19 protein-coding genes are annotated in these 18,673 nt (G+C 73.2%); 12 read left to right on the forward strand and 7 right to left on the reverse strand.

Going from position 1 to position 18,673, the window contains the following annotated elements; genetic code table 11:
* The first annotated feature begins 132 nt into the window (after positions 1 to 132).
* Positions 133 to 987: a mechanosensitive ion channel family protein gene (locus SALPAC2_RS0101640; protein WP_026184303.1), complete on the forward strand. Its 855-nt coding sequence runs from the start codon at positions 133 to 135 to the stop codon at positions 985 to 987.
* A gap of 51 nt (positions 988 to 1,038) precedes the next feature.
* On the opposite strand, the gene SALPAC2_RS0101645 is transcribed toward SALPAC2_RS0101640, so the two are convergent.
* From SALPAC2_RS0101645 to SALPAC2_RS0101660, 4 genes are all read right to left on the reverse strand, one after another.
* A complete protein-coding gene (locus SALPAC2_RS0101645) occupies positions 1,039 to 1,419 on the reverse strand; it encodes a DUF6401 family natural product biosynthesis protein (RefSeq protein ID WP_018214892.1) in 381 nt (126 codons plus the stop codon).
* A gap of 233 nt (positions 1,420 to 1,652) precedes the next feature.
* Positions 1,653 to 1,910 (reverse strand): hypothetical protein, encoded by a 258-nt coding sequence (locus tag SALPAC2_RS0101650; protein ID WP_018214893.1) that lies wholly within the window; start codon positions 1,908 to 1,910, stop codon positions 1,653 to 1,655.
* Between the two features lie 88 nt (positions 1,911 to 1,998).
* Positions 1,999 to 2,460, reverse strand: coding sequence for an SRPBCC family protein (locus SALPAC2_RS0101655; RefSeq protein WP_018214894.1), 462 nt, complete (start codon positions 2,458 to 2,460; stop codon positions 1,999 to 2,001).
* A gap of 53 nt (positions 2,461 to 2,513) precedes the next feature.
* Positions 2,514 to 2,930 carry a DUF2795 domain-containing protein gene (locus tag SALPAC2_RS0101660; RefSeq protein ID WP_018214895.1) on the reverse strand — a complete coding sequence of 139 codons (417 nt, stop codon included), beginning with the start codon at positions 2,928 to 2,930 and terminating at the stop codon, positions 2,514 to 2,516.
* 128 nt (positions 2,931 to 3,058) lie between these two features.
* Here SALPAC2_RS0101660 and SALPAC2_RS0101665 point away from each other — a divergent pair, with 128 nt between their 5' ends.
* Complete coding sequence (locus tag SALPAC2_RS0101665; protein ID WP_018214896.1) at positions 3,059 to 3,472, forward strand: ChaB family protein; 414 nt, start codon at positions 3,059 to 3,061, stop codon at positions 3,470 to 3,472.
* Between the two features lie 53 nt (positions 3,473 to 3,525).
* Here the strand turns inward: SALPAC2_RS0101665 and SALPAC2_RS0101670 are convergent, their stop codons facing one another.
* Positions 3,526 to 4,959, reverse strand: coding sequence for an aldehyde dehydrogenase family protein (locus tag SALPAC2_RS0101670; protein ID WP_026184304.1), 1,434 nt, complete (start codon positions 4,957 to 4,959; stop codon positions 3,526 to 3,528).
* 87 nt (positions 4,960 to 5,046) lie between these two features.
* On the opposite strand from SALPAC2_RS0101670, the gene SALPAC2_RS0101675 reads away from it, so the two are divergent.
* On the forward strand, positions 5,047 to 6,636 hold the full coding sequence (locus tag SALPAC2_RS0101675) for a phytoene desaturase family protein (protein ID WP_397540866.1): 1,590 nt from the start codon (positions 5,047 to 5,049) through the stop codon (positions 6,634 to 6,636).
* Between the two features lie 112 nt (positions 6,637 to 6,748).
* Here the strand turns inward: SALPAC2_RS0101675 and SALPAC2_RS0101680 are convergent, their stop codons facing one another.
* Positions 6,749 to 7,516, reverse strand: a complete 768-nt coding sequence (locus SALPAC2_RS0101680; RefSeq protein WP_018214899.1) for a polyprenol monophosphomannose synthase — start codon at positions 7,514 to 7,516, stop codon at positions 6,749 to 6,751.
* Positions 7,517 to 7,917: 401 nt separating this feature from the next.
* Between SALPAC2_RS0101680 and SALPAC2_RS0101685 the strand changes: the two genes are divergently transcribed.
* The 8 genes from SALPAC2_RS0101685 to SALPAC2_RS0101720 are packed head-to-tail and all read left to right on the forward strand — an operon-like array spanning position 7,918 to position 16,786.
* Positions 7,918 to 9,723 (forward strand): HAD-IIIA family hydrolase, encoded by a 1,806-nt coding sequence (locus tag SALPAC2_RS0101685; RefSeq protein ID WP_026184305.1) that lies wholly within the window; start codon positions 7,918 to 7,920, stop codon positions 9,721 to 9,723.
* Positions 9,720 to 10,697: a glycosyltransferase gene (locus SALPAC2_RS0101690; protein ID WP_018214901.1), complete on the forward strand. Its 978-nt coding sequence runs from the start codon at positions 9,720 to 9,722 to the stop codon at positions 10,695 to 10,697. The genes SALPAC2_RS0101685 and SALPAC2_RS0101690 overlap by 4 nt, the downstream gene beginning before the upstream one ends.
* The gene (locus SALPAC2_RS0101695) at positions 10,682 to 11,902 is read left to right on the forward strand and encodes a glycosyltransferase (protein WP_018214902.1); all 1,221 of its coding nucleotides are present in this window, start codon (positions 10,682 to 10,684) and stop codon (positions 11,900 to 11,902) included. Before SALPAC2_RS0101690 ends, SALPAC2_RS0101695 begins: the two co-directional genes overlap by 16 nt.
* Entirely contained in the window at positions 11,899 to 12,669 is a 771-nt protein-coding gene (locus SALPAC2_RS0101700; RefSeq protein WP_018214903.1) for a D-sedoheptulose-7-phosphate isomerase, read from the forward strand. Before SALPAC2_RS0101695 ends, SALPAC2_RS0101700 begins: the two co-directional genes overlap by 4 nt.
* Positions 12,670 to 12,671: 2 nt before the next feature.
* Complete coding sequence (locus SALPAC2_RS0101705; RefSeq protein WP_026184306.1) at positions 12,672 to 14,183, forward strand: PfkB family carbohydrate kinase; 1,512 nt, start codon at positions 12,672 to 12,674, stop codon at positions 14,181 to 14,183.
* Positions 14,180 to 14,866 (forward strand): SDR family oxidoreductase, encoded by a 687-nt coding sequence (locus SALPAC2_RS0101710; RefSeq protein WP_018214905.1) that lies wholly within the window; start codon positions 14,180 to 14,182, stop codon positions 14,864 to 14,866. The genes SALPAC2_RS0101705 and SALPAC2_RS0101710 overlap by 4 nt, the downstream gene beginning before the upstream one ends.
* Complete coding sequence (locus tag SALPAC2_RS0101715) at positions 14,863 to 15,819, forward strand: glycosyltransferase family 9 protein (protein WP_018214906.1); 957 nt, start codon at positions 14,863 to 14,865, stop codon at positions 15,817 to 15,819. The genes SALPAC2_RS0101710 and SALPAC2_RS0101715 overlap by 4 nt, the downstream gene beginning before the upstream one ends.
* On the forward strand, positions 15,803 to 16,786 hold the full coding sequence (locus SALPAC2_RS0101720; protein WP_018214907.1) for a DNA topoisomerase IB: 984 nt from the start codon (positions 15,803 to 15,805) through the stop codon (positions 16,784 to 16,786). Before SALPAC2_RS0101715 ends, SALPAC2_RS0101720 begins: the two co-directional genes overlap by 17 nt.
* 78 nt (positions 16,787 to 16,864) lie before the next feature.
* On the opposite strand, the gene SALPAC2_RS28130 is transcribed toward SALPAC2_RS0101720, so the two are convergent.
* Complete coding sequence (locus tag SALPAC2_RS28130) at positions 16,865 to 16,987, reverse strand: hypothetical protein (RefSeq protein WP_018214908.1); 123 nt, start codon at positions 16,985 to 16,987, stop codon at positions 16,865 to 16,867.
* 154 nt (positions 16,988 to 17,141) lie between these two features.
* Here SALPAC2_RS28130 and SALPAC2_RS0101730 point away from each other — a divergent pair, with 154 nt between their 5' ends.
* Positions 17,142 to 18,638: a glycoside hydrolase family 3 protein gene (locus SALPAC2_RS0101730; protein WP_018214909.1), complete on the forward strand. Its 1,497-nt coding sequence runs from the start codon at positions 17,142 to 17,144 to the stop codon at positions 18,636 to 18,638.
* Positions 18,639 to 18,673 lie beyond the last annotated feature (35 nt).

An 18,673-nucleotide genomic window follows, 5' to 3' on the forward strand; every position in this document is an offset into this window, starting at 1 on the left:
TGGCTACCGGAGCGGTCTTCGTCGGCAGGTCAAGGCGACCCGGCGACGGTCGGAAAACGCCGCGGATCGCTGCGGAGTGCCGGTGCGGTGACGGGGTATGCGCGCGAGGTAGTCCATGTGAAGGAGGGCATCATGCCGGAAACCCTCGCGGTGCGGCAGGTCGACATCGGGGCCGCCTTGACCGATATGTGGCGGGCGGTGCTGTTGTTCATACCGAGAGCCATCGCGTTCATCGTGATCCTCGTGATCGGATGGCTCATCGCCCGAGCCGTCCTCAAAGCGGTGGACGCGGCGCTGGAACGGGTGAACTTCGACCGGGCCGTGGAGCGTGGCGGCATCAAACGGGCCCTGGCGCGTACCAGGTACGACGCCAGTGACATCCTCGCGCGGCTCGCGTACTACGCCGTACTGCTGTTCACGCTGCAGTTCGCCTTCGGGGTGTGGGGACCCAACGCGATCAGTGACCTGATCAGTGGTGTGGTGGCCTGGATACCGCGAGCGTTCGTGGCGATCGTCATCGTGGTGGTGGCTGCGGCCATTGCGAGCGCGGTCCGTGACCTGGTCAGTGGTGCGCTCGGCGGTCTCACGTACGGCCGGGTCCTAGCCGATGTGGCGGCCGTCTTCATCCTGGCCCTCGGTGTGATCGCGGCGCTGAACCAGGTCGGCATCGCCACCACGGTGACCACGCCGGTGCTGATCGCCGTGCTCGCCACGGTGGCCGGCATCCTGATCGTGGGTGTCGGTGGTGGTCTGGTCAAGCCGATGCAGAGCCGTTGGGAGGGCTGGCTGAACCGGATGGCCGAGGAGGGACGGGCTGTCCAGCAGCACCGGCAGGCCCAGGGAGCCGGCCGTAGCGACGTCGAGCGGCAGATGGCAGACCGGACCGGGCCCGAACGGGAACGGGCGCAGGCGAAGTCCCACGAGGCGGCGACCGCGGGTAGCGGTGGTCGCGGCTCGGGCGATGACACCCAACAGTTCGACCGTTGAGCGGCGACCGGAGGACGGGGGTGGTCACCATCGGGCCACCCCCGATTCGGTTCAGAGCGGCGGGAGCGGGGCCGGCCGGGGACCGTCCAGGGAACTGGCCAGGGCGGCGACCGCGAGGAGACGGGTGAGGAGCCAGTCCGGCGGCGCCGCCCAGTCGATCGGCCCCGCCGGCGGATGCCAGTTGTGGTCCCGGGCGGCGGCGTGGATTCCCTCCGTGTAGCCGGCCAGGGCAGCGACGGTGAGCGGCCGGTGATCCCCATCCAGGCTTTCCCGGACCGCCGCGGCGTGCTGGTCGACCAAGGCGAGGAGCCCGGGCCGCGCCGCTGCCGCTGCCAGGCCGTCGGTGCCCACGGTGCTGGACAGCGACGCCAGCGTCGAGCGGGCGGCGTCAACGAGCAGGCGGGGGTTGCCCCGTTCGAACGGTGCGCGCATGGGGAACGAGACTAACCCGCGGAACGGGCGGTTGACCTCGCCTGGTCAGCGGTTTTGTTCCTCGACCGGTTGGCCGACCCCCGGCCCGGTGTCCCGGCTCGACCGAAGCGATCTATGGCCTGCCGGGGGCGCCCAGCGCTCGCGCCGGTGCCGGTGCGTCCCGTCGGTCGGGGCACCCCGGTACCGGTTCAAGCGCGGGAACCGACCCCGGTGGCGAAGGCCGGTGTTGGAGATCACATGTTGTCTGGTCCGGTGCGCCCGGTCGTGGACGGGCGATAGGCCCGGTCCGGGTCAGTCGGTTCCCGGCCGGTCCCGGCAGCCTCGCCGCCGCGATCCACCGCCTGGGGCCCGTGCCCGAACGCGGCCTCCTCACCGGCGTCGTTCGCGGTCACGTCGTCGGCCTGGCCGTCCATCGCCGAACGAGCGATGGCCCGATCCAGCTCCGCCAGGGGAGTCCGCTCCTCGTCACGCCACGCCTTGTCGTCGGTCATACCTCCGGCGGTACCCGACTTCCAGCCGCGCGAAACCCGCCGACGGCCCCCGGGTGATGCTGGAGGCCGTCGGCGAGAGCGCTGTGGATCAGGGCTGCGGGCGGTCGACCTTGCCGCGCCAGGCGCCGGTCGCGTGGTGGCGCTCTTCGATGAACTGCTTGAACCGTTCCAGGTTATCCTTGGCCCGGTGGTCCACGACGCCGAACGTGTCCCCAGCGTGCTCCACCGCGCCGTGTGGCTCGAAATCGAGCTGGAGCGTGACCCGGCTGGTGCTTTCGTCCAGCCGGTGGAAGGTGACCACGCCCGCGTGCTGGGTGCCGCCGATCGAGCGCCAGGCGACGCGCTCGTCCGGGAGCTGCTCGGTGATCTCGGCGTCGAACTCGCGGCGCACCCCGGAGATCTCCACGGTCCAGTGGGTCATCGTCGGGGAGAGGTGCCGCACCTCCTGTACCCCCTCCATGAAGTGTGGGAACTCCTCGAACTGGGTCCACTGGTCGTAGGCGGTGCGGACCGGGACGGCGACATCCACGTATTCCACGACACCACTCATTAGCTCCTCCTCCCCGCCGTCTGCGGCGGCTCGGGCCGGGCGACCGGCCCGGGTTACCAGCGGGTCGTCTCGTTGCGGTGCCCGAGCGCGGCCCAGATCTCCGAGACCGTCTGGTAGCGGATTCCCGTGGGCAGGCGTTCCAGCTCGGCGACCAGGTCGGCCGGAGCGTCGTTGTCCCGTGCGTTGGCGACCAGGGTCTCGCGGTCGCCCGGCAGGGCCGTCATCGTGATGAACCGCCCGAGCCGGCTGCGGGCCTCGACATCCTCGGAGCTCATGCCCTGTGGGTTGCCGCTGCGCAGCGCGCCGGCCGGCGCCGTTGTGGGCTCCGGTTGGTCCTCGCCCGCCGGTTCCGGCTGACGGAACTCGTCGACCCGCGATCCGGCCGCTCCCGGACCCTGTACGAGGCCGCTGACCTCGCTCTCCATCTCGTCGTCGAGCCTCGGTCCGTGCTTGCTGCTGCCGCGTTCCATGTCTTCTGCGCTACCCGACGGGCTCCGGGGGTAAACCCCGGCCAGATGCGGTTTGTCGGATCGGTCGTGGGGAAAGATCACTGTAGACGCAGTGAAGCGGAACTGTAGACGCACTGAGGAGGATCGAGATGCCCGGGCGGGAGGACATGCCCAGTACGCTGCGACGCTCCCCAGACAAGGCGCAGCGTACCTGGGAGAAGACCCACGACTCGGCCCTGCAGACGTACGGCGGGGGGGAGCGGGCCAGCCGGACCGCGTTCGCGGCGGTTAAGAATGAGTTCGAAAAGGTCGGCGACCACTGGGAGCCGAAGGGCCGCAAGGGGCCGAGCGATCAGCAGGCCGCCGGTGGCGGTCCCCGGCGCCGCGCGGCGACAGCGGGGGGCGTCGACGCGAACGCCAGCAAGGACCACCTGTTGCGGGTCGCCCGCAAACTCGACATCTCCGGCCGGTCAACCATGACCAAGCCGGAACTGGTGCAGGCGATCGAGAAGGCCAACAACCGGCGGACCGCCCAGGCCCGGCAGCAGGGCCGGAGCCGTTAAATTCCGGCGCAGAGCCGTGACACCACACCCTTTTCGGCGCCGGGCGGCCCACCTCACCAGTGTCCGCCGCCCGGCGCCTGAAGGTGGACCACCTTGGTGGCGGTGAACTCGTCGAGCAACTCCGGCCCGTACCCGAATCCCTGCCCGCTGCCCCGACGCGGATGCGCGGCCCCGCCCGGCGCCCCGCCGAAGACAGCGTTGATCTTCACGGTGCCGACCGGGAGGTCCCGGCAGGCGCGCTGCGCATGACTCATCGACGCTGTCAGTACGGTCGCAGCGAGCCCGTACGATGAGTCGGCCGCGCACCGGAGGCCCGCCGAGAACGAGTCAACCACCACGACCGGGGCGACCGGGGCGAAGGTCTCGTCGCGAACCAGGGGCATGTCCTGCCGGCAGTCCGTGACCACCGTTGCCGGGTAGAAGGCACCCGGGCCATCCGGTAGCGTGCCGCCGATCCGAAGCTTGGCTCCCTGCGCCACCGCGGCCGTGACCTGCCCGTGCACGTGGTCGCGGTGCCGCCGGTCAACCAACGGGCCCAGCTCCGTGGCCGGATCCACGCCCGGTCCGGTACGCAGGGCCCGCGCCCGGTCGACCAGGGCGGCAACGAAGTCCTCGGCCACATCCCGGTGTACGTAGATCCGCTCCACGGCGACGCAGATCTGGCCGGCGTTGGCGAACGCACCCATGGCGGCCTGCTCGGCCGCCCACTCCGGGTCCACGTCCGCGTCAACGATGAGCGGGTCGCAGCCACCGTTTTCGAGGAGCACCTTCGCCCCGGTTCGGGCCGCCGTGGCGGCGATCGCCCGGCCGGTGGCGGTCGAACCGACGTGGGCGAGTACGTCCACCGGCTGGGCGGCCAGTTCCGCGCCCACCTCGGGCCCGCCGGTTAGCAGCGAGAGCACGCCGGGCGGTAATGCCGGGTCCACCGCCTTCGCCAGCAGCCATCCGGTCGCCGGAGCCCGTTCGCTGGGCTTGTAGAGCACCACATTGCCGGTGACCAGCGCCGCGCCGAGCAGGCCACACGAGACCGCGACCGGATCGTTCCAGGGGGTGATCGCGGCGACCACGCCGCGCGGCTGCGGCAGCATGAAGTCGATCGCCTCCGCGGCACCCTGTAGGGTCCGCCCACCGCGGAGCGGTGCCAGCTCGGCGTACTGGCGCAGGGTGGCCACGCCCGCCTCCACCCCGCCCCGCGCATCCGCGAGCGGCTTGCCCATCTCCACGGTGGTGGCCTGCGCCAGCTCGGCGGCGGCCGCCGCCACCGCGTCCGCGGCCCGATGTAGGGCGGCGGCCCGTTCCGCCGGAGACGTCCTGGCCCACTCGGCGGCGGCGCCCCGCGCCGCCGCCACCGCCCTGCGGACCTCCTCCGCCGTCGCCACCGGCACCGAGCTGACCGCAGTGCCGTCGGCCGGGTCGTGGACGACAAGGTCGCCGTCCTCGCCGCCCGCCCCCCACACCCCGCCGATGAGCTGATTAACCGGGTACATGCGGCGGTAGATGCCCCGGGTAGCCCTGGGCAAACGCTATTCGTGCCGGAGACCGCCGGCTAACATGATCGAGTGAGTCGAGTCGATGTGGCGTCCCCGGATGCCATCGTCGTCGGAGCGGGCCACAACGGCCTAGTGGCCGCCAACCTGCTCGCCGACGCCGGCTGGGACGTACTCGTGCTGGAAGCGACCGGGGCGCCCGGGGGCGCGGTCCGATCAGCCCAGGTCACCGCTCCCGGCTACCTGAGCGACCTCTACAGCTCCTTTTACCCCCTTGGCTACGCGTCGCCGGTGCTACGCGGGCTCGGCCTGGACCGGTACGGGCTGCGGTGGCGACATGCCCCCGACGTCTTGGCGCACCTGCTGCCGGACGGGCGGGCGGCGGTGCTCAACCGCGACCCGGAGACCACCGCCGCCTCCCTGGAGAGCTTCGCGGCTGGGGACGGGGAACGGTGGCTGACGGCCTACCACGACTGGCGCCAGGTGGGCGGCCCGGTGTTGGACGCCATCACCACCCCCTTCCCGCCGGTGCGCAGCAGCCTCACGCTGCTACGCCGGCTGCGGGTCGCCGGCGCGGTGCGGCTGGCCCGTCGGTTGGTGACACCGGTACGCCAGCTCGGCGACGAACTCTTCACCGGAGCGGGCGGGACGGCGCTGCTCGCCGGCTGCGCGCTGCACACCGACCTGACTCCGGAAGAAGCCGGCTCCGGGGCGTACGGATGGCTGCTGGCCATGCTCGGTCAGCAGGTCGGTTGGCCGGTGCCGGACGGCGGTGCCCAACAGATCACCGATGCGCTGGTGGCCCGGCTCACCGACCGGGGCGGCCAGATCCGCTGTGGCGCGCGGGTGGATCGGGTGCTGACCGCCCGGGGGCGGGCGATGGGCGTCCGGACCGAGGACGGCGGGCTCTGGCGGGCCCGCCGTGCGGTGCTCGCCGACGTGCCGGCACCCGCGCTCTATCTGGATCTGGTCGGGGCCGACGTCCTGCCGCCGCGGCTGGTGGCGGACCTGGCCCAGTTCCGCTGGGACGGCTCGACGCTGAAGGTCGACTGGGCGCTCTCCGCACCGGTGCCGTGGCGGAACCAGGCGGTCGCCACCGCTGGCACCGTACACCTCGGAGCCGACCTCGACGGGCTGACCAGCTATGCGGCGGCGCTGGCCCGCGGGGAACTCCCCCGGGACCCGTTCCTGTTGGTCGGGCAGATGACGGTGGCCGACCCCAGCCATTCGCCACCCGGTACCGAGTCGTTGTGGTCGTACACCCACCTGCCGTTCCGGCGGCGGTGGCGGGTCGAGGAGATCGCCGCGCAGGTGGAGCGCATGGAGCAGGTGCTGGAGGAGGCCGCCCCGGGCTTCCGTGCGCTGGTGGTGGGCCGGCACGTGGCGGGACCGGCGGACCTGGAGGCGGGCGACCCGAGCCTGGTCGGCGGGACAGTCGGTGGTGGCACGGCCGCCGCCCACCAGCAGCTCTTCTTCCGCCCGGTCCCGGGGCTCGGCCGCGCCGACACCCCTGTTGACCGGCTCTTTCTGGCCGGTTCGTCGGCGCATCCCGGCGCCGGGGTCCACGGGGCACCGGGTGCGAACGCCGCGCGGGCGGCGTTGGCCCGCGATGCCACGCTCACCGGTGGTGTGTACGCGGCGACGATCGGTGCCGCCCAGCGTGCGGTCTACCGCTGACCGTGACGCGGCCTGATGCGAACCCCGCCGGCACCGCGCCCGTCTCGACGCGCTACCGGAGGTGGCCGCGACGCCGTCCCGGCGGATAGCTCAGCGTTCGACTCGGGGCAGCTCAGCGTTCGACGTTGCGGTGCTTGCTGCGCAGGCGGAACGGCATCAGGGCACTTTCAATCTTGGTTGCGGTGGTCATCTTCGAGGCGCCGTCTCGCCGCTCCTCGAACCGGATCGGCACCTCCAGGATCGTGTGCCCCAGCTTCGTGGCCAGGTAGTGCATCTCCACCTGGAAGCTGTACCCATTGGACTGCACCCGCTCCAGGCCGATGTCGCGCAGCGCGTCGGCCCGCCAGATCTTGAAACCGGCGGTGAGGTCTCGGATCCGTACCCGCAGCAGGGTGTGTACGTACAGGTTCGCCCAACCGCTCAGCGCCCGCCGGTAGAGCGGCCAGTTCTCGTCCAGCTCGCCACCCGGCACGTAGCGAGACCCGATCACCACACCAGCCTGGGTGGACAGCAGCGCGCCCAGCATGCCCGGCAGCGCGTCTGGTGGGTGGGACAGGTCGGCGTCCATCTGCGCCACGAACTCGGCGCCGTCGTCGAGGGCCCGCCCGATGCCGTCCACGTACGCCCGGCCCAGGCCCTCCTTGCCGGCCCGGTGGACGACCTCGATCCGGCCCGGGTGCTCGAGGGCCAACTTGTCCGCGACCTCCCCGGTGCCGTCCGGCGAGTTGTCGTCGGCCACGAGGACCTTCAACCCCGGCAAGGGCAGCGCGAGTAACTGTTCCACCAGCGCCGGAAGGTTGCCCACCTCGTTGTAGGTCGGCACTACCACGGTCAGGCGCACGTCCCGCCAGGGCGACGGCAACTGCACGGGTTCACTCATGTCGGAAATCCTTGTTTCGCGGGCTTGGCTCCCTGCGAGGGTAGCCAGTGCCCCGGTACGTCGTGTGACTGCTCCCTGGCCTTGGCCCGGCCCACGTTGTCTGTTAACGCCCAGCGTTGCCCGGAGGACACGCTTGGTTAGTGAAAGGCCTTGCTATGCGGGCATTCGGGCACATTCTGCGCGAACGCCGGGGGTACGCCGAAACGGCGCGTGGGACCCTGTGGGGTTCGTCAAGCGGGATGGGCGGCCGGTGGCCGGGTTAGCTTCTCGCGGGCGGCGGGTAAGTCGAGAGCGCCGGCCGAGACCGCCTACGGGGCCGAGACCGCCTTCGGTCATCGCGTCCCCGGGGCGGGGCGTCGGCACCGAGGTTTACTCCCCGGGGCCCCGGGAACCCGCCGGCCGTGCCACAGGTGGAGCCGGATCAGCGTAGGTCGGCCCGGGTAGCAGCCCGCTCCGGCCGGGTTGGTGGGGTTCCCCGTCTCTTTGACGCGGTGCTGCTGGACCGGGATGGCACCCTCATCGAGGACGTGCCGTACAACGGGGACCCGGAGCGGGTACGGCCGATGCCGGGGGCGCGGGCGGCGCTGGATGCGCTCCGCGCGGCGGGCTTGCGGCTGGCGGTGGTGACGAACCAGTCCGGGCTGGCCAAAGGGCTGTTCACCAGGGCGCAACTGCGGGCCGTGCACGCCCGGGTCGAGCAGCTGCTCGGCCCGTTCGACGCCTGGCTGATCTGCCCGCACGACGATGCGGACCGGTGCGACTGCCGCAAACCCGCGCCCAAACTGGTCCACTCCGCCGCCCGCCGGCTCGGCACCACACCGCGGCGGTGCGTTCTGATCGGTGACATCGGCCGCGATGTCACCGCTGCCCTGGCTGCCGGCGCCCAAGCGGTGTTGGTGCCCACGCCGCTGACCCGACCCGCCGAGACGAGCGCCGCCCCGTGGGTCGCCGCGGACCTGCCGACCGCGGTAGCCGAGATTCTTCGTCGGCAGACCGCGATCGCCCCGGCCCCCCACCGGCCCACCGCCGTGTCGGCGGCCCCGCCACCCCTGGCCGCTGGTGGCTCCGCGTCGCCCCTGCTCCCGGTGGGATCCGCGTCGCCCCTGGGCACTGCGGGGCGGGCCCGACCGATACGGTCCACCGGAGGCACCGGAACCGTTCTTGTCGTGCGCTCCGACTCGGCTGGTGACGTCGTCCTAACCGGTCCGGGTATTCGGGCTGTCGCCGCCCACGCGCACCGAGTCGTCCTGCTGTGCGGACCGCGCGGTCGCGCCGCCGCCGAACTCCTACCCGGCGTGGACACCGTCATCGTGCACCAACTGCCCTGGATCGATCCGGTGCCCGCACCGGTCACCGGGCCGGACATCGCCGCGCTCACCGCCACCCTCGGCGCCGTCAACGCCGATGAGGCGATCATCTTCACCAGCTACCACCAGTCTCCCCTCCCCCTGGCGCTGCTGCTGCGGACCGTCGGCGTGGAGCGCATCAGCGCGATCAGCGACGACTACCCCGGGAGCCTGCTCGACCTCCGCCACCGTGTCCCGGTCGGCGTCCCCGAGCCCGAACGCGCGCTCTCGCTCGCCGCCGCCGCCGGATACCCCCTACCGCCCGACGACGAACCGGTCCTGCGGCTGCGGCCCGTACCGCCGCCGCCCGCGCGGGCGGGCGCACCGGGCTACCTGGTGCTACACCCCGGCTCGGCGGCACAGTCCCGGGGGCTGCCGCCGGACCTGGCGGTGGAGCTGGTCCGGACGCTGGTCGATGCGGGCCACCGGGTCGTGGTCACCGGCGGTCCGGACGAGGTGGCGCTGACCGCCCGGGTGGCCGGCGGGCTCGCCGTTGACCTCGGCGGCGGGACCGAGCTGGCCGAGCTGGCCGGGACCGTCGCCGGTGCCGCCGCGGTGATCGTCGGCAATACCGGTCCGGCCCACCTCGCCGCCGCGTACGGCGTCCCGGTGGTCAGCCTCTTCGCCCCGACCGTCCCGTTCGGTCAGTGGGGGCCGTGGCGGGTGCCGACCGTTCGGCTCGGTGATCCGGACGCCGCCTGCCGTGGCACCCGCGCCGCCACCTGCCCGGTGCCGGACCACCCGTGCCTGAGCCGAATCCGGCCCGAGGAGGTGCTGACCGCACTGACCCTGCTCGGCGTGGCGCCGTCCCGACCGCCGAGGTCGGCGGGGGCTACCGCCCTGGCCCGGAGCGGCCGATGAACATCCTGCTCTGGCACGTGCACGGCTCCTGGACGACGTCGTTCGTCCACGGCAAGCACCGCTACCTGGTGCCGGTCACCCCCGACCGCGGTCCGGACGGTCGCGGTCGGGCCCGTACCTACCCGTGGCCGGAGAACGCGGTCGAGATCACCCCGGCGGAGTTGGCCACCGCCGAGGTGGATCTGGTCCTCCTGCAACGCCCCGAGGAAGAGGCCCTGGCCACCGAGTGGCTGGGCCGTCGGCCGGGCCGCGATATCCCCGCGATCTACGTCGAGCACAACACCCCGAAGGACGGCGCGGTGCCGAACAGCCGACACCCGATGGCGGACCGTGCCGACCTGCTGATCGCCCACGTGACCGCCTTTAACCAGCTTTACTGGGACACCGGCGGCACCCGAACGACCGTGGTGGACCACGGGGTCGTACCACCGAGGGTCGACTACAGCGGCGAGCTGGAACGGCTAGCAGTGGTGATCAACGAACCGGTTCGCCGGTGGCGGGTCACCGGTACCGACCTGCTGCCCCGGTTCGCCGAGCTCGCCCCGCTGGACGTGTTCGGCCTCAAGGTGGCCGGGCTCGCCGACCGGCTGGGACTGCCCCCCGACCGCCTGACCAGCCACGACGACCTGCCCCAGGCGCGGATGCACGCCGAGTTGGCGCGGCGGCGGGCATACCTGCACCTGTGCCGCTGGACCTCGCTCGGGCTGAGTCTGATCGAGGCGATGACGATCGGAATGCCGGTCGTCGCGCTCGCCGCCACCGAGGCCGTGATGGCGGTGCCGCCCGGGGCCGGCGCCCTCGCCACCCGGGTTGACGACCTGCTCACCGCCACCGGTCAGTTGCTGGCGGACCCGGCGGGCGCCCGCCGGGCGGGGGCTGTCGCCCGGCGCGCCGCCCGGGACCGGTACGGCCTGGACCGTTTCCTCACCGACTGGGACCGGCTGCTGGAGGAGGAAGTATGCGGATCGCGATGATCTCGGAACACGCCAGCCCGCTCGCGGTCCTCGGCGGGGAGGACGCCGGCGGCCAGAACACGCACGTCGCCGAGCTCTCCGCGGCGCTCGCCGCGGCCGGCCACGAGGTCCGGGTCTACACCCGCTGGGACGCCGTTGACCTGCCGGGAACGGTTCGCTGCCCGGACGGGTACGAGGTGGTCCACGTCCCGGCCGGCCCGGCCGAGCCGCTGGCCAAGGACGCCCTGCTGCCCCACATGTCGGAGTTCAGCCACTGGCTGACCGAACGGTGGCGTGGCGATCGGTGGACCCCGGAGGTGGTCCACGCGCACTTCTGGATGAGCGGCCTCGCCGCGCTCGCCGCCGGCCGTAGGACCGGGGTGCCGGTGGTGCAGACGTACCACGCGCTCGGCGTGGTGAAGCGGCGGTACCAGGGCGTACAGGACACCAGCCCGGCCCGCCGCATCGGGTACGAGCGGCAACTCGGCCGCGCGGTGGACCGGGTGATCGCCCAGTGCCAGGACGAGGTCGGCGAGTTGGTGCGGATGGGGGTGCCCCGGTCGCGGATGACGGTCGTCCCCTCCGGAGTCAACCTCCGTACCTTCGCCCCGCTGGGGCCGGCCGCCGCACGCGACGACGGCCGCCCCCGCATTCTGACCGTGGGGCGGCTGGTCGAGCGGAAGGGCTTCCAGACCGTGGTCCGGGCGATGGCCCACGTACCGGAGGCGGAGTGCGTGGTGGTCGGCGGCCCGCCGGCCGGGCTCCTCGAAGCCGACCCGTACGCAGGCCGGCTCCGCGCCCTAGCCCACAGCTGCGGGGTGGCCGACCGGGTCCGGCTGGCCGGCGCGGTGCCCCGGGAGGAGATGGGCCACTGGTACCGGTCCGCGGACCTACTGGTGGCCGCGCCGTGGTACGAGCCGTTCGGGCTGACCCCGCTCGAGGCGATGGCGTGCGGCGTGCCGGTGGTGGGGACCGCGGTCGGGGGAATCCGGGACACGGTGGTGGATGGGGTGACCGGTGACCTCGTACCCGCCCGGGACCCCCGGGCGCTCGGTGCCGCGATCCAGCGACTGCTCGACGACCGGATCCGTCGGTTCGGGTACGCGGCGGCGGCGCTGGATCGGGCTCGGGAGCGCTACGCGTGGGCGGCCACGGCGGAGCGGCTGGTGGACGTCTACGGAGACGTGGCGGCTGTCGGCCGGGCGACCCGGGTCGTGGCCGGATGACACCGCCCCGGTCGCTGCTGGAGGAGCACCTGACGGGCCTCGCCGCCGCGCTGCCCTCGTATCGGCGGGCCGCCCAGCGACTCCCCGCCTGGGGAGCCGAACTAGCCCGTACCCTCGCTGGCGGTGGACGGCTGCTGGTGGCCGGCAACGGCGGTAGCGCCGCCGAGGCGCAACACCTCACCGCCGAACTCGTCGGCAAGCTCCGCGCCGACCGCCAGCCCTTTTCCGCCATCGCCCTGCACGCGGAGACCAGCGCCTTCACCGCCATCGGCAATGACTACGGCTACGACCAGGTCTTCGCCCGTCAGGTGCACGCCCACGGTCGCCCCGGTGACATTCTCCTGCTGCTGTCCACCAGCGGCCGGAGTCAGAACCTCCTCCAGGCCGCGCGGGCCGGCCACCAGGTGGGCCTGCGCTGCTGGGCGCTGACCGGCCCCGCTCCCAATCCGCTGGCCGGTCTCTGCCACGAGACCCTCGCCGTTCCCGCGCCGGACGGGCAGATCGTCCAGGAACTGCACCTGGTCACCAGTCACCTGCTCTGCGAGTACGCCGAGCAGGCGCTGCCGGTGGTCCTGGCCGCCACCGCGGGTACGCCGACGGGGCCGCCGGTGGCGGAGGTGCCGGTGGCGGGGCCGCCGGTGGTGGGGGTGCCGTTGACCGGCCTGGAGGCCGAGGTGCCGGCCGACCTACCGACCACCGGGCCGGTACGGACCGGGGTTGAGGTGGTCCCGGAGGACGGGCAGCAGGTCGAGGGGATGAGGAGGTAGGTGTGAGGGGACCCCTAGTGGTGGTCGGCGACACCCTGCTCGACCGGGACGTGGAGGGGGCGGTGAACCGGCTCTGTCCGGACTCGCCGGTGCCGGTGCTCGACGAGACCGCGTCCACGGACCGGCCGGGTGGTGCCGGTCTGGCCGCGATGTTCGCGGCGGCGGCGCCGGACACCGAGGTCGTCCTGGTAACCGCCCTGGCCGACGATGCCGGTGCCGCCCGGCTCAGCTCACTCCTCGCCGCGGCCGGCGTCGGAGTGTATGCCCTCGGGTTGGCCGGCGGGACCCCGGAGAAGGTCCGGTTGCGGTCGCAGGGCCGGGTCCTGCTGCGCCATGACCGCGGCGGTGCCGTCGGTGAGCCCGGCCCGCCGGCGGAGGCGGTGCTGCGGGTCATCGCCGGGGCGGGCACCGTGCTGGTCAGCGACTACGGCCGCGGAGTGGCCGGGCAGCCGGCACTGCGGGCGGCGTTGGCCGGCACCCAGGCACCGGTGGTGTGGGACCCGCATCCCCGGGGGCCGGCAGCGGTGCCCGGGGTGCACCTGGTCACGCCCAACGAGTCCGAGGCGCGCGAGCTGGCGAAGGTACCGCCGGGCGAGACTCGGCTGGTGACCGCCTCGCGGGGGGCACTGGAGTTGCGGCAGCGGTGGCGGGCGCGGGCCGTCGCGGTGACGATGGGCGGGGAGGGGGCGCTGCTCTGCCACGCCGGGCCGACGCCGCTGATCGTGCCCGCGGTCTCCACAGCGGACGGTGACACCTGTGGTGCGGGGGATCGGTTCGCGGCCACCGCCGCCCTCGCCCTGGCCCGCGGTGCGTTGGTCTCCGAGGCGGTGCAGGAGGCGGTCGCCGAGGCCTGTGGGTACGTGGCGGGTGGGGGAGTGGCGAGCATGCTGCCGCCACCGGTGGGGCCGTTGCCATCAGTGGTGCCGGGGGTCCCGGCCGAGCGGGTCGGTGTGGCGGCTGCCGCCACCGTCGTCGCCGAGGTCCGCGCCGCCGGCGGCACCGTCGTCGCGACCGGCGGCTGCTTTGACCTGCTGCACGCGGGGCATGTGGCGACCCTGCAGGCCGCCCGTCAACTCGGCGACTGCCTGGTGGTCTGCCTCAACTCCGATGCCAGCGTCGCGGCGTTGAAGGGTCCGCACCGGCCGGTGATGCCGCAGGGGGACCGGAGCCGCCTCCTCGCCGCCTTGAGCTGCGTCGATGCGGTCATGGTCTTTGACGATCCGACTCCGCAGGCGGCCCTGACCTGGCTCCGGCCGGATATCTGGGTCAAGGGGGGCGACTACGCCACCGGTGGTGGCGAACCGGTGCTGCCGGAGGCGGAGCTGGTGCGGCGGTGGGGCGGGCACACCGTGGTGGTGCCGTACCTGGATGGGCGCTCGACCACCGACATGATCGCGGCTGCGCATCGGCGGGGTGGCACCAGCACCACCACCTCGGCGGCAACCGCGGTGCTGCGGGGAGACCCACCACCCGCGGCGGCGACCCGGCCGCACCGATCGGCGGGAATCCGATGAACGCCGGGTACACGGTCCTGGTGACCGGCGGGTCGAGCGGGCTGGGCGCGGCGGTGGTCTCGGCGGTGGCCGAGGCGGGTGGGCGACCGCTGGTGCTGGACCGGCAGCCCCCGGCGGAGGGGGTGCCGTGGGCGGCCTGCGATCTGGCCGACACCCGGGCGGCCGAGGCCGCCACCCGAGAATTCGCCGCGGACCACGGCGGCCTGGACGCCGTGGTGACGGCGGCCGGAATGGATGTACCGGGTCGGCTGACCGATCTGCCGGGGGAGGTCTGGGACCGGATCGTCACGGTGGACCTGCTCGCCACCGCCGCCGTCGTCCGGGCGGCACTGCCGTTCCTCGAAAAGTCCCGGGGCCGGATCGTCACCGTCGCCTCGACGCTGGGGGTCAAGGCGGTCAGTGACGCGACGGCGTACTGCGCGGCGAAGTTCGGGGTGGTCGGGTTCACCCGCTCCCTCGCCGCCGAGCTCGCCGGCCGGGTCGGTGTGACCCTGCTCATCCCCGGCGGCATGCGCACCGCCTTCTTCGACGACCGCGACCCGCAGTACCGACCCGGGCCGGACGCGATCCTCAACGATCCCGCGGACTCCGCCGCCGCCGTCATGTTTGCCCTGACCCAACCCGCTGGCTGCGCTGTCCGGGAGTTGGTGGTCTGCGCCGAACAGGAGTCCTCCTACCCGTGATCTTGATCCTTCGCGCGTTGGGCCTCGGCGACCTCGCCACCGCCGTGCCGGCCCTGCGTGCCCTGCGGGTCCGCTACCCCGACAAAAGCCTGATCCTGCTCGCCCCGCGCTGGTTGGCCCCACTGGTCGAGCTGATCGGCGGTATTGACGAACTGGTCGACACCGCCGATCTGTCTCACCTGCGCTGGCGTGGCCCCGCCCCCGACCTGGCGGTCAATCTGCACGGCCGTGGGCCCGAGTCACACCGCCTGCTGGTCGGTACCCGCCCCCGCCGGCTGTTCGCCTTCGCCAACCGGGCCGCCGGGCACCACGACGGCCCCTCCTGGCGGGCCGACGAACACGAGGTACGCCGGTGGTGCCGCCTCCTGGCCTGGCACGGTGTGCCGACCGACCCGACAGACCTGGGTCTGTGCCGGCCAGCACCGGGCCAGACCCCGACTGGGGTGACTGTGCTGCATCCGGGCTCGAAGATCCCGGGCAAACGCTGGCCGGTGGAGCGGTTCGCGGCCCTCGGCCGCCAGCTCGCCGGCGCCGGCCATGAGATCGTCATCACCGGCGACGCCACCGAGCGCCCCCTCGCCCGCCGGGTCGCGCAGCTCGCCGGGCTGCCCGGGCACACCGTACGAGCCGGCCGTACCGACCTGCGTGACCTTGCCGGCCTGGTCGCGCACGCCCGCCTGCTGGTCAGCGGCGACACCGGCATCGCCCACCTCGCCACCGCCTACGGCACTCCCTCGGTGGTCCTCTTCGGCCCCCACTCGTCGGCCCACTGGGGGCCACCACCCGAACGGACGTGGCATCGGAGCCTCGGGGCGGACGGCGGCGGGGAAGGTTCGGAGCGGGACGGTTCGGGGCCCCATCCGACGTTGGCGGCGATCAACGTTGACCAGGTGCTGGCCGCCGTGGCCGAGGTGGACCGGACGGTGCGGACGACCGGTGCGACTGCGGCGTAGCGACCCGGGCCGGCCCGGCTACCGGCGCCACCGGCGGGGCCGGGGCTGGGGGTTCTGCGATCCGGCCGGCGAGCCGGTCCGTGATCCGGATCGGCTGGCCCGCCTGCGTGACCTTGTCATCCCGCCGGCCTGGCAGGACGTGTGGATCTCGCCGCATCCGAACGGGCACATCCAGGCCACCGGAGTTGACGCGGCTGGTCGCCGACAGTATCTGTACCACCCGGAGTGGCGGCGCAAGCGGGATGAGGCGAAATTTGACCACGTGCTCGAGGTGGCCCGGCGGTTGCCCCGGTTGCGCGAGCGTATCGCGGCGGACCTCGACGGCCGGGGACTGAACCGAGATCGGGTACTGGCCACGGTCGCTCGGCTGTTGGATCTGGGTGCCTTCCGGGTGGGCAGCGAGCGGTATGCGGCCGGCGACGATCCGACGTTCGGGGTGTCCACCCTGCGTCCGGAGCACGCCCACGCCCGCCGTGGCTGCATGGTCCTCGAGTTTCCGGCGAAGGGCGGAGTCGAGCAGGTTCGGTGGATTGAGGACCCGGTGCTGTGTCAGGTGCTGGCCAACCTGCGGCGGCGCCGCCGCGCTGCGGCTCGGCTCTTCGGCTACTGGGACGGCCGGCACTGGCGGGACGTGCGCCGAGACGATGTCAACGGGTATCTGCGGGTGGCCAGCGGTGGTGAGATGACCGCGAAGGATTTCCGGACCTGGCACGCCACCGTCCTGGCGGCCACCGGGCTGGCCGCTGCTGGCGGAGAGCGGTCGGCCACCGCTCGCCGCCGCGCGGTGGCCGCGGTCATGCGTGAGGTGGCGGGGTTGCTGGGGAACACGCCGACGGTGGCCCGTACGTCCTACGTCGACCCCCGGGTCGTGGACCTCTACCACGACGGGGTGCTGGCGCCGGTCGGTCGGTGGATGCCCCGCGAGGATGCCGAGCGGGGGGTCCTCGAACTGCTGGCCGAAACCTGACCGACGGCGGTTGTCCCCGAGGCGGGTCAGCCAACCCGGGCCGCGGCGGCGGGCGGCCGGTGGTGAAGCGGGTCGGGCTCAGCGGCGGAACATCGCTCGGATCGCGGCGAACAGCAGCAGGGCGCCCACCACCACGCCGAGGAGGCGTACACCGGGGACGTCGGCCGGGCCGGTCGCCTCGGCCAGAAGTTCGGAGTCCATCCCTGAACTCTCCCGGGCCGGTCGCCGCCCAGCAACTGTTAGGTTTATTGACTATTTATTTGGGTGATGTGACCATGGCAGAGCGTTGCCGCCGGGCGCAGAGACGGGGGAGAGACATGACCGACTGGTTCGTCGAGCGGCCCGAGGCGGCGGTGTGAGCACCCGTGGGGCCCACCTGGCGTCCCTGGCCGCCACCGTCCTTCAGCCGGGCTTCGTCGGTACCACCGCCCCGTCCTGGGTGCGTCGTTGGCTGGGGGAAGGGCTCGGCGCGGTGGTGCTCTTCGCCCGCAACGTGGCCGACCCGGAGCAGGTCGCCGCGCTGACCGCGACGCTGCGCGCGGAGCGGCCGGACGTCATCGTCGCCATCGACGAGGAAGCCGGTGACGTGACCCGGATCGAGTCGGGTCTCGGCAGCTCCCGCCCGGGCAATCTGGCCCTCGGCGTGATTGACGATCCGCTGCTGACCGAGGAGGTGGCATACGACCTCGGCGCGGAGCTGGCGGCGCTGGGGATCACCCTGAACTACGCGCCGGACGCCGATGTCAACTCCAATCCGGACAACCCGGTGATCGGAGTCCGGTCCTTCGGTGCCGATCCGGACCTCACCGCCCGACACACCGCCGCCTGGGTGCGGGGCCTACAGGCCGGCGGCGTCGCGGCCTGCGCCAAACACTTCCCCGGGCACGGTGACACCCGGGTCGACTCCCATCACGGCCTGCCCCGGATCGTCGGCGACCGGCGTCGGTTGGACGCGGTGGAGCTGACCCCGTTTCGTGCCGCGCTCTCCGCTGGCGTGCAGGCCGTCATGGCCGGTCACCTGCTCATGCCCGCGCTGGACCCAGACCTACCGGCCACCCTGAGCCGCCGGATCCTCACCGACCTGCTTCGGGACGAGTTGGGCTTCGCCGGAGTCGTGGTGACCGACGCGGTGGAGATGCGCGCGGTCGCCGACCGGTACGGCCTCACCGGCGCCGCGGTCCGGGCCCTGGCCGCCGGGGCCGACGCCATCTGCGTCGGTGGCGAGCACGCGGACGAGGATGCGGCTCGGCGGCTGCGGGACGCGATCGTGGCCGCCGTCGCGGCGGGCGAACTGCCCGAGGAACGCCTCATCGAGGCGGCCAAGCGGGTCGACCAACTCGCCGCCACCACCGCCGCCCGTCAGGCCGGCCGGACCGCCCGCCCGGCGGCCGGCAGCGGTTCGGCGGTGGGGTTCGCCGCCGCCCGCCGGGCCGTCCGGGTCACCACGGAACGTGCCGGGCTGGGCGCGCTGCCGCTGGCCGGCCCGGCCCACGTGGTCGAGTTCGCGCCGCCCCGCAACCTCGCGATCGGCACCGAGACACCGTGGGGCGTCGCCGCCCCCCTGGCAGCGTTGCTGCCGGGCACCACCGCCGTCCGGTACGCCGAGGCCGAGGTGCCCCCGGACCTCACCGCCGCAGCCGGTGGCCGCCACCTTGTCCTCGTCGTGCGTGACCTGCACCGGCACCCCTGGATGCGGACGGCCGTGACGCGCGCCCTGGCCGACCGACCGGATGCCGTCGTCGTCGAGCTGGGCCTACCCGAACTGGTCACCGGGGCGGTGCATGTCGCCACCCACGGTGCGACCCGCGCCGGCAGTCGGGCCGCGGCGGAGCTCCTGACCGGGGTCGACTGATCGCGGGCCGGGATGGGCTGTTCGGCACGGGATCG

Source organism: Salinispora vitiensis (assembly GCF_000378825.1).
In the GTDB taxonomy this organism is placed as follows: domain Bacteria; phylum Actinomycetota; class Actinomycetes; order Mycobacteriales; family Micromonosporaceae; genus Micromonospora; species Micromonospora vitiensis.

What these genes read in the sequence shown, in the direction of transcription:
- SALPAC2_RS0101640 (WP_026184303.1), top strand. Translation starts at nt 133, where the DNA reads ATGCCGGAAACCCTCGCGGTGCGGCAGGTCGACATCGGGGCCGCCTTG.
- SALPAC2_RS0101645 (WP_018214892.1), bottom strand. Translation starts at nt 1,419, where the DNA reads ATGCGCGCACCGTTCGAACGGGGCAACCCCCGCCTGCTCGTTGACGCC.
- SALPAC2_RS0101650 (WP_018214893.1), bottom strand. Translation starts at nt 1,910, where the DNA reads ATGACCGACGACAAGGCGTGGCGTGACGAGGAGCGGACTCCCCTGGCG.
- SALPAC2_RS0101655 (WP_018214894.1), bottom strand. Translation starts at nt 2,460, where the DNA reads ATGAGTGGTGTCGTGGAATACGTGGATGTCGCCGTCCCGGTCCGCACC.
- SALPAC2_RS0101660 (WP_018214895.1), bottom strand. Translation starts at nt 2,930, where the DNA reads ATGGAACGCGGCAGCAGCAAGCACGGACCGAGGCTCGACGACGAGATG.
- SALPAC2_RS0101665 (WP_018214896.1), top strand. Translation starts at nt 3,059, where the DNA reads ATGCCCGGGCGGGAGGACATGCCCAGTACGCTGCGACGCTCCCCAGAC.
- SALPAC2_RS0101670 (WP_026184304.1), bottom strand. Translation starts at nt 4,959, where the DNA reads ATGTACCCGGTTAATCAGCTCATCGGCGGGGTGTGGGGGGCGGGCGGC.
- SALPAC2_RS0101680 (WP_018214899.1), bottom strand. Translation starts at nt 7,516, where the DNA reads ATGAGTGAACCCGTGCAGTTGCCGTCGCCCTGGCGGGACGTGCGCCTG.
- SALPAC2_RS0101690 (WP_018214901.1), top strand. Translation starts at nt 9,720, where the DNA reads ATGAACATCCTGCTCTGGCACGTGCACGGCTCCTGGACGACGTCGTTC.
- SALPAC2_RS0101695 (WP_018214902.1), top strand. Translation starts at nt 10,682, where the DNA reads ATGCGGATCGCGATGATCTCGGAACACGCCAGCCCGCTCGCGGTCCTC.
- SALPAC2_RS0101700 (WP_018214903.1), top strand. Translation starts at nt 11,899, where the DNA reads ATGACACCGCCCCGGTCGCTGCTGGAGGAGCACCTGACGGGCCTCGCC.
- SALPAC2_RS0101710 (WP_018214905.1), top strand. Translation starts at nt 14,180, where the DNA reads ATGAACGCCGGGTACACGGTCCTGGTGACCGGCGGGTCGAGCGGGCTG.
- SALPAC2_RS28130 (WP_018214908.1), bottom strand. Translation starts at nt 16,987, where the DNA reads ATGGACTCCGAACTTCTGGCCGAGGCGACCGGCCCGGCCGACGTCCCC.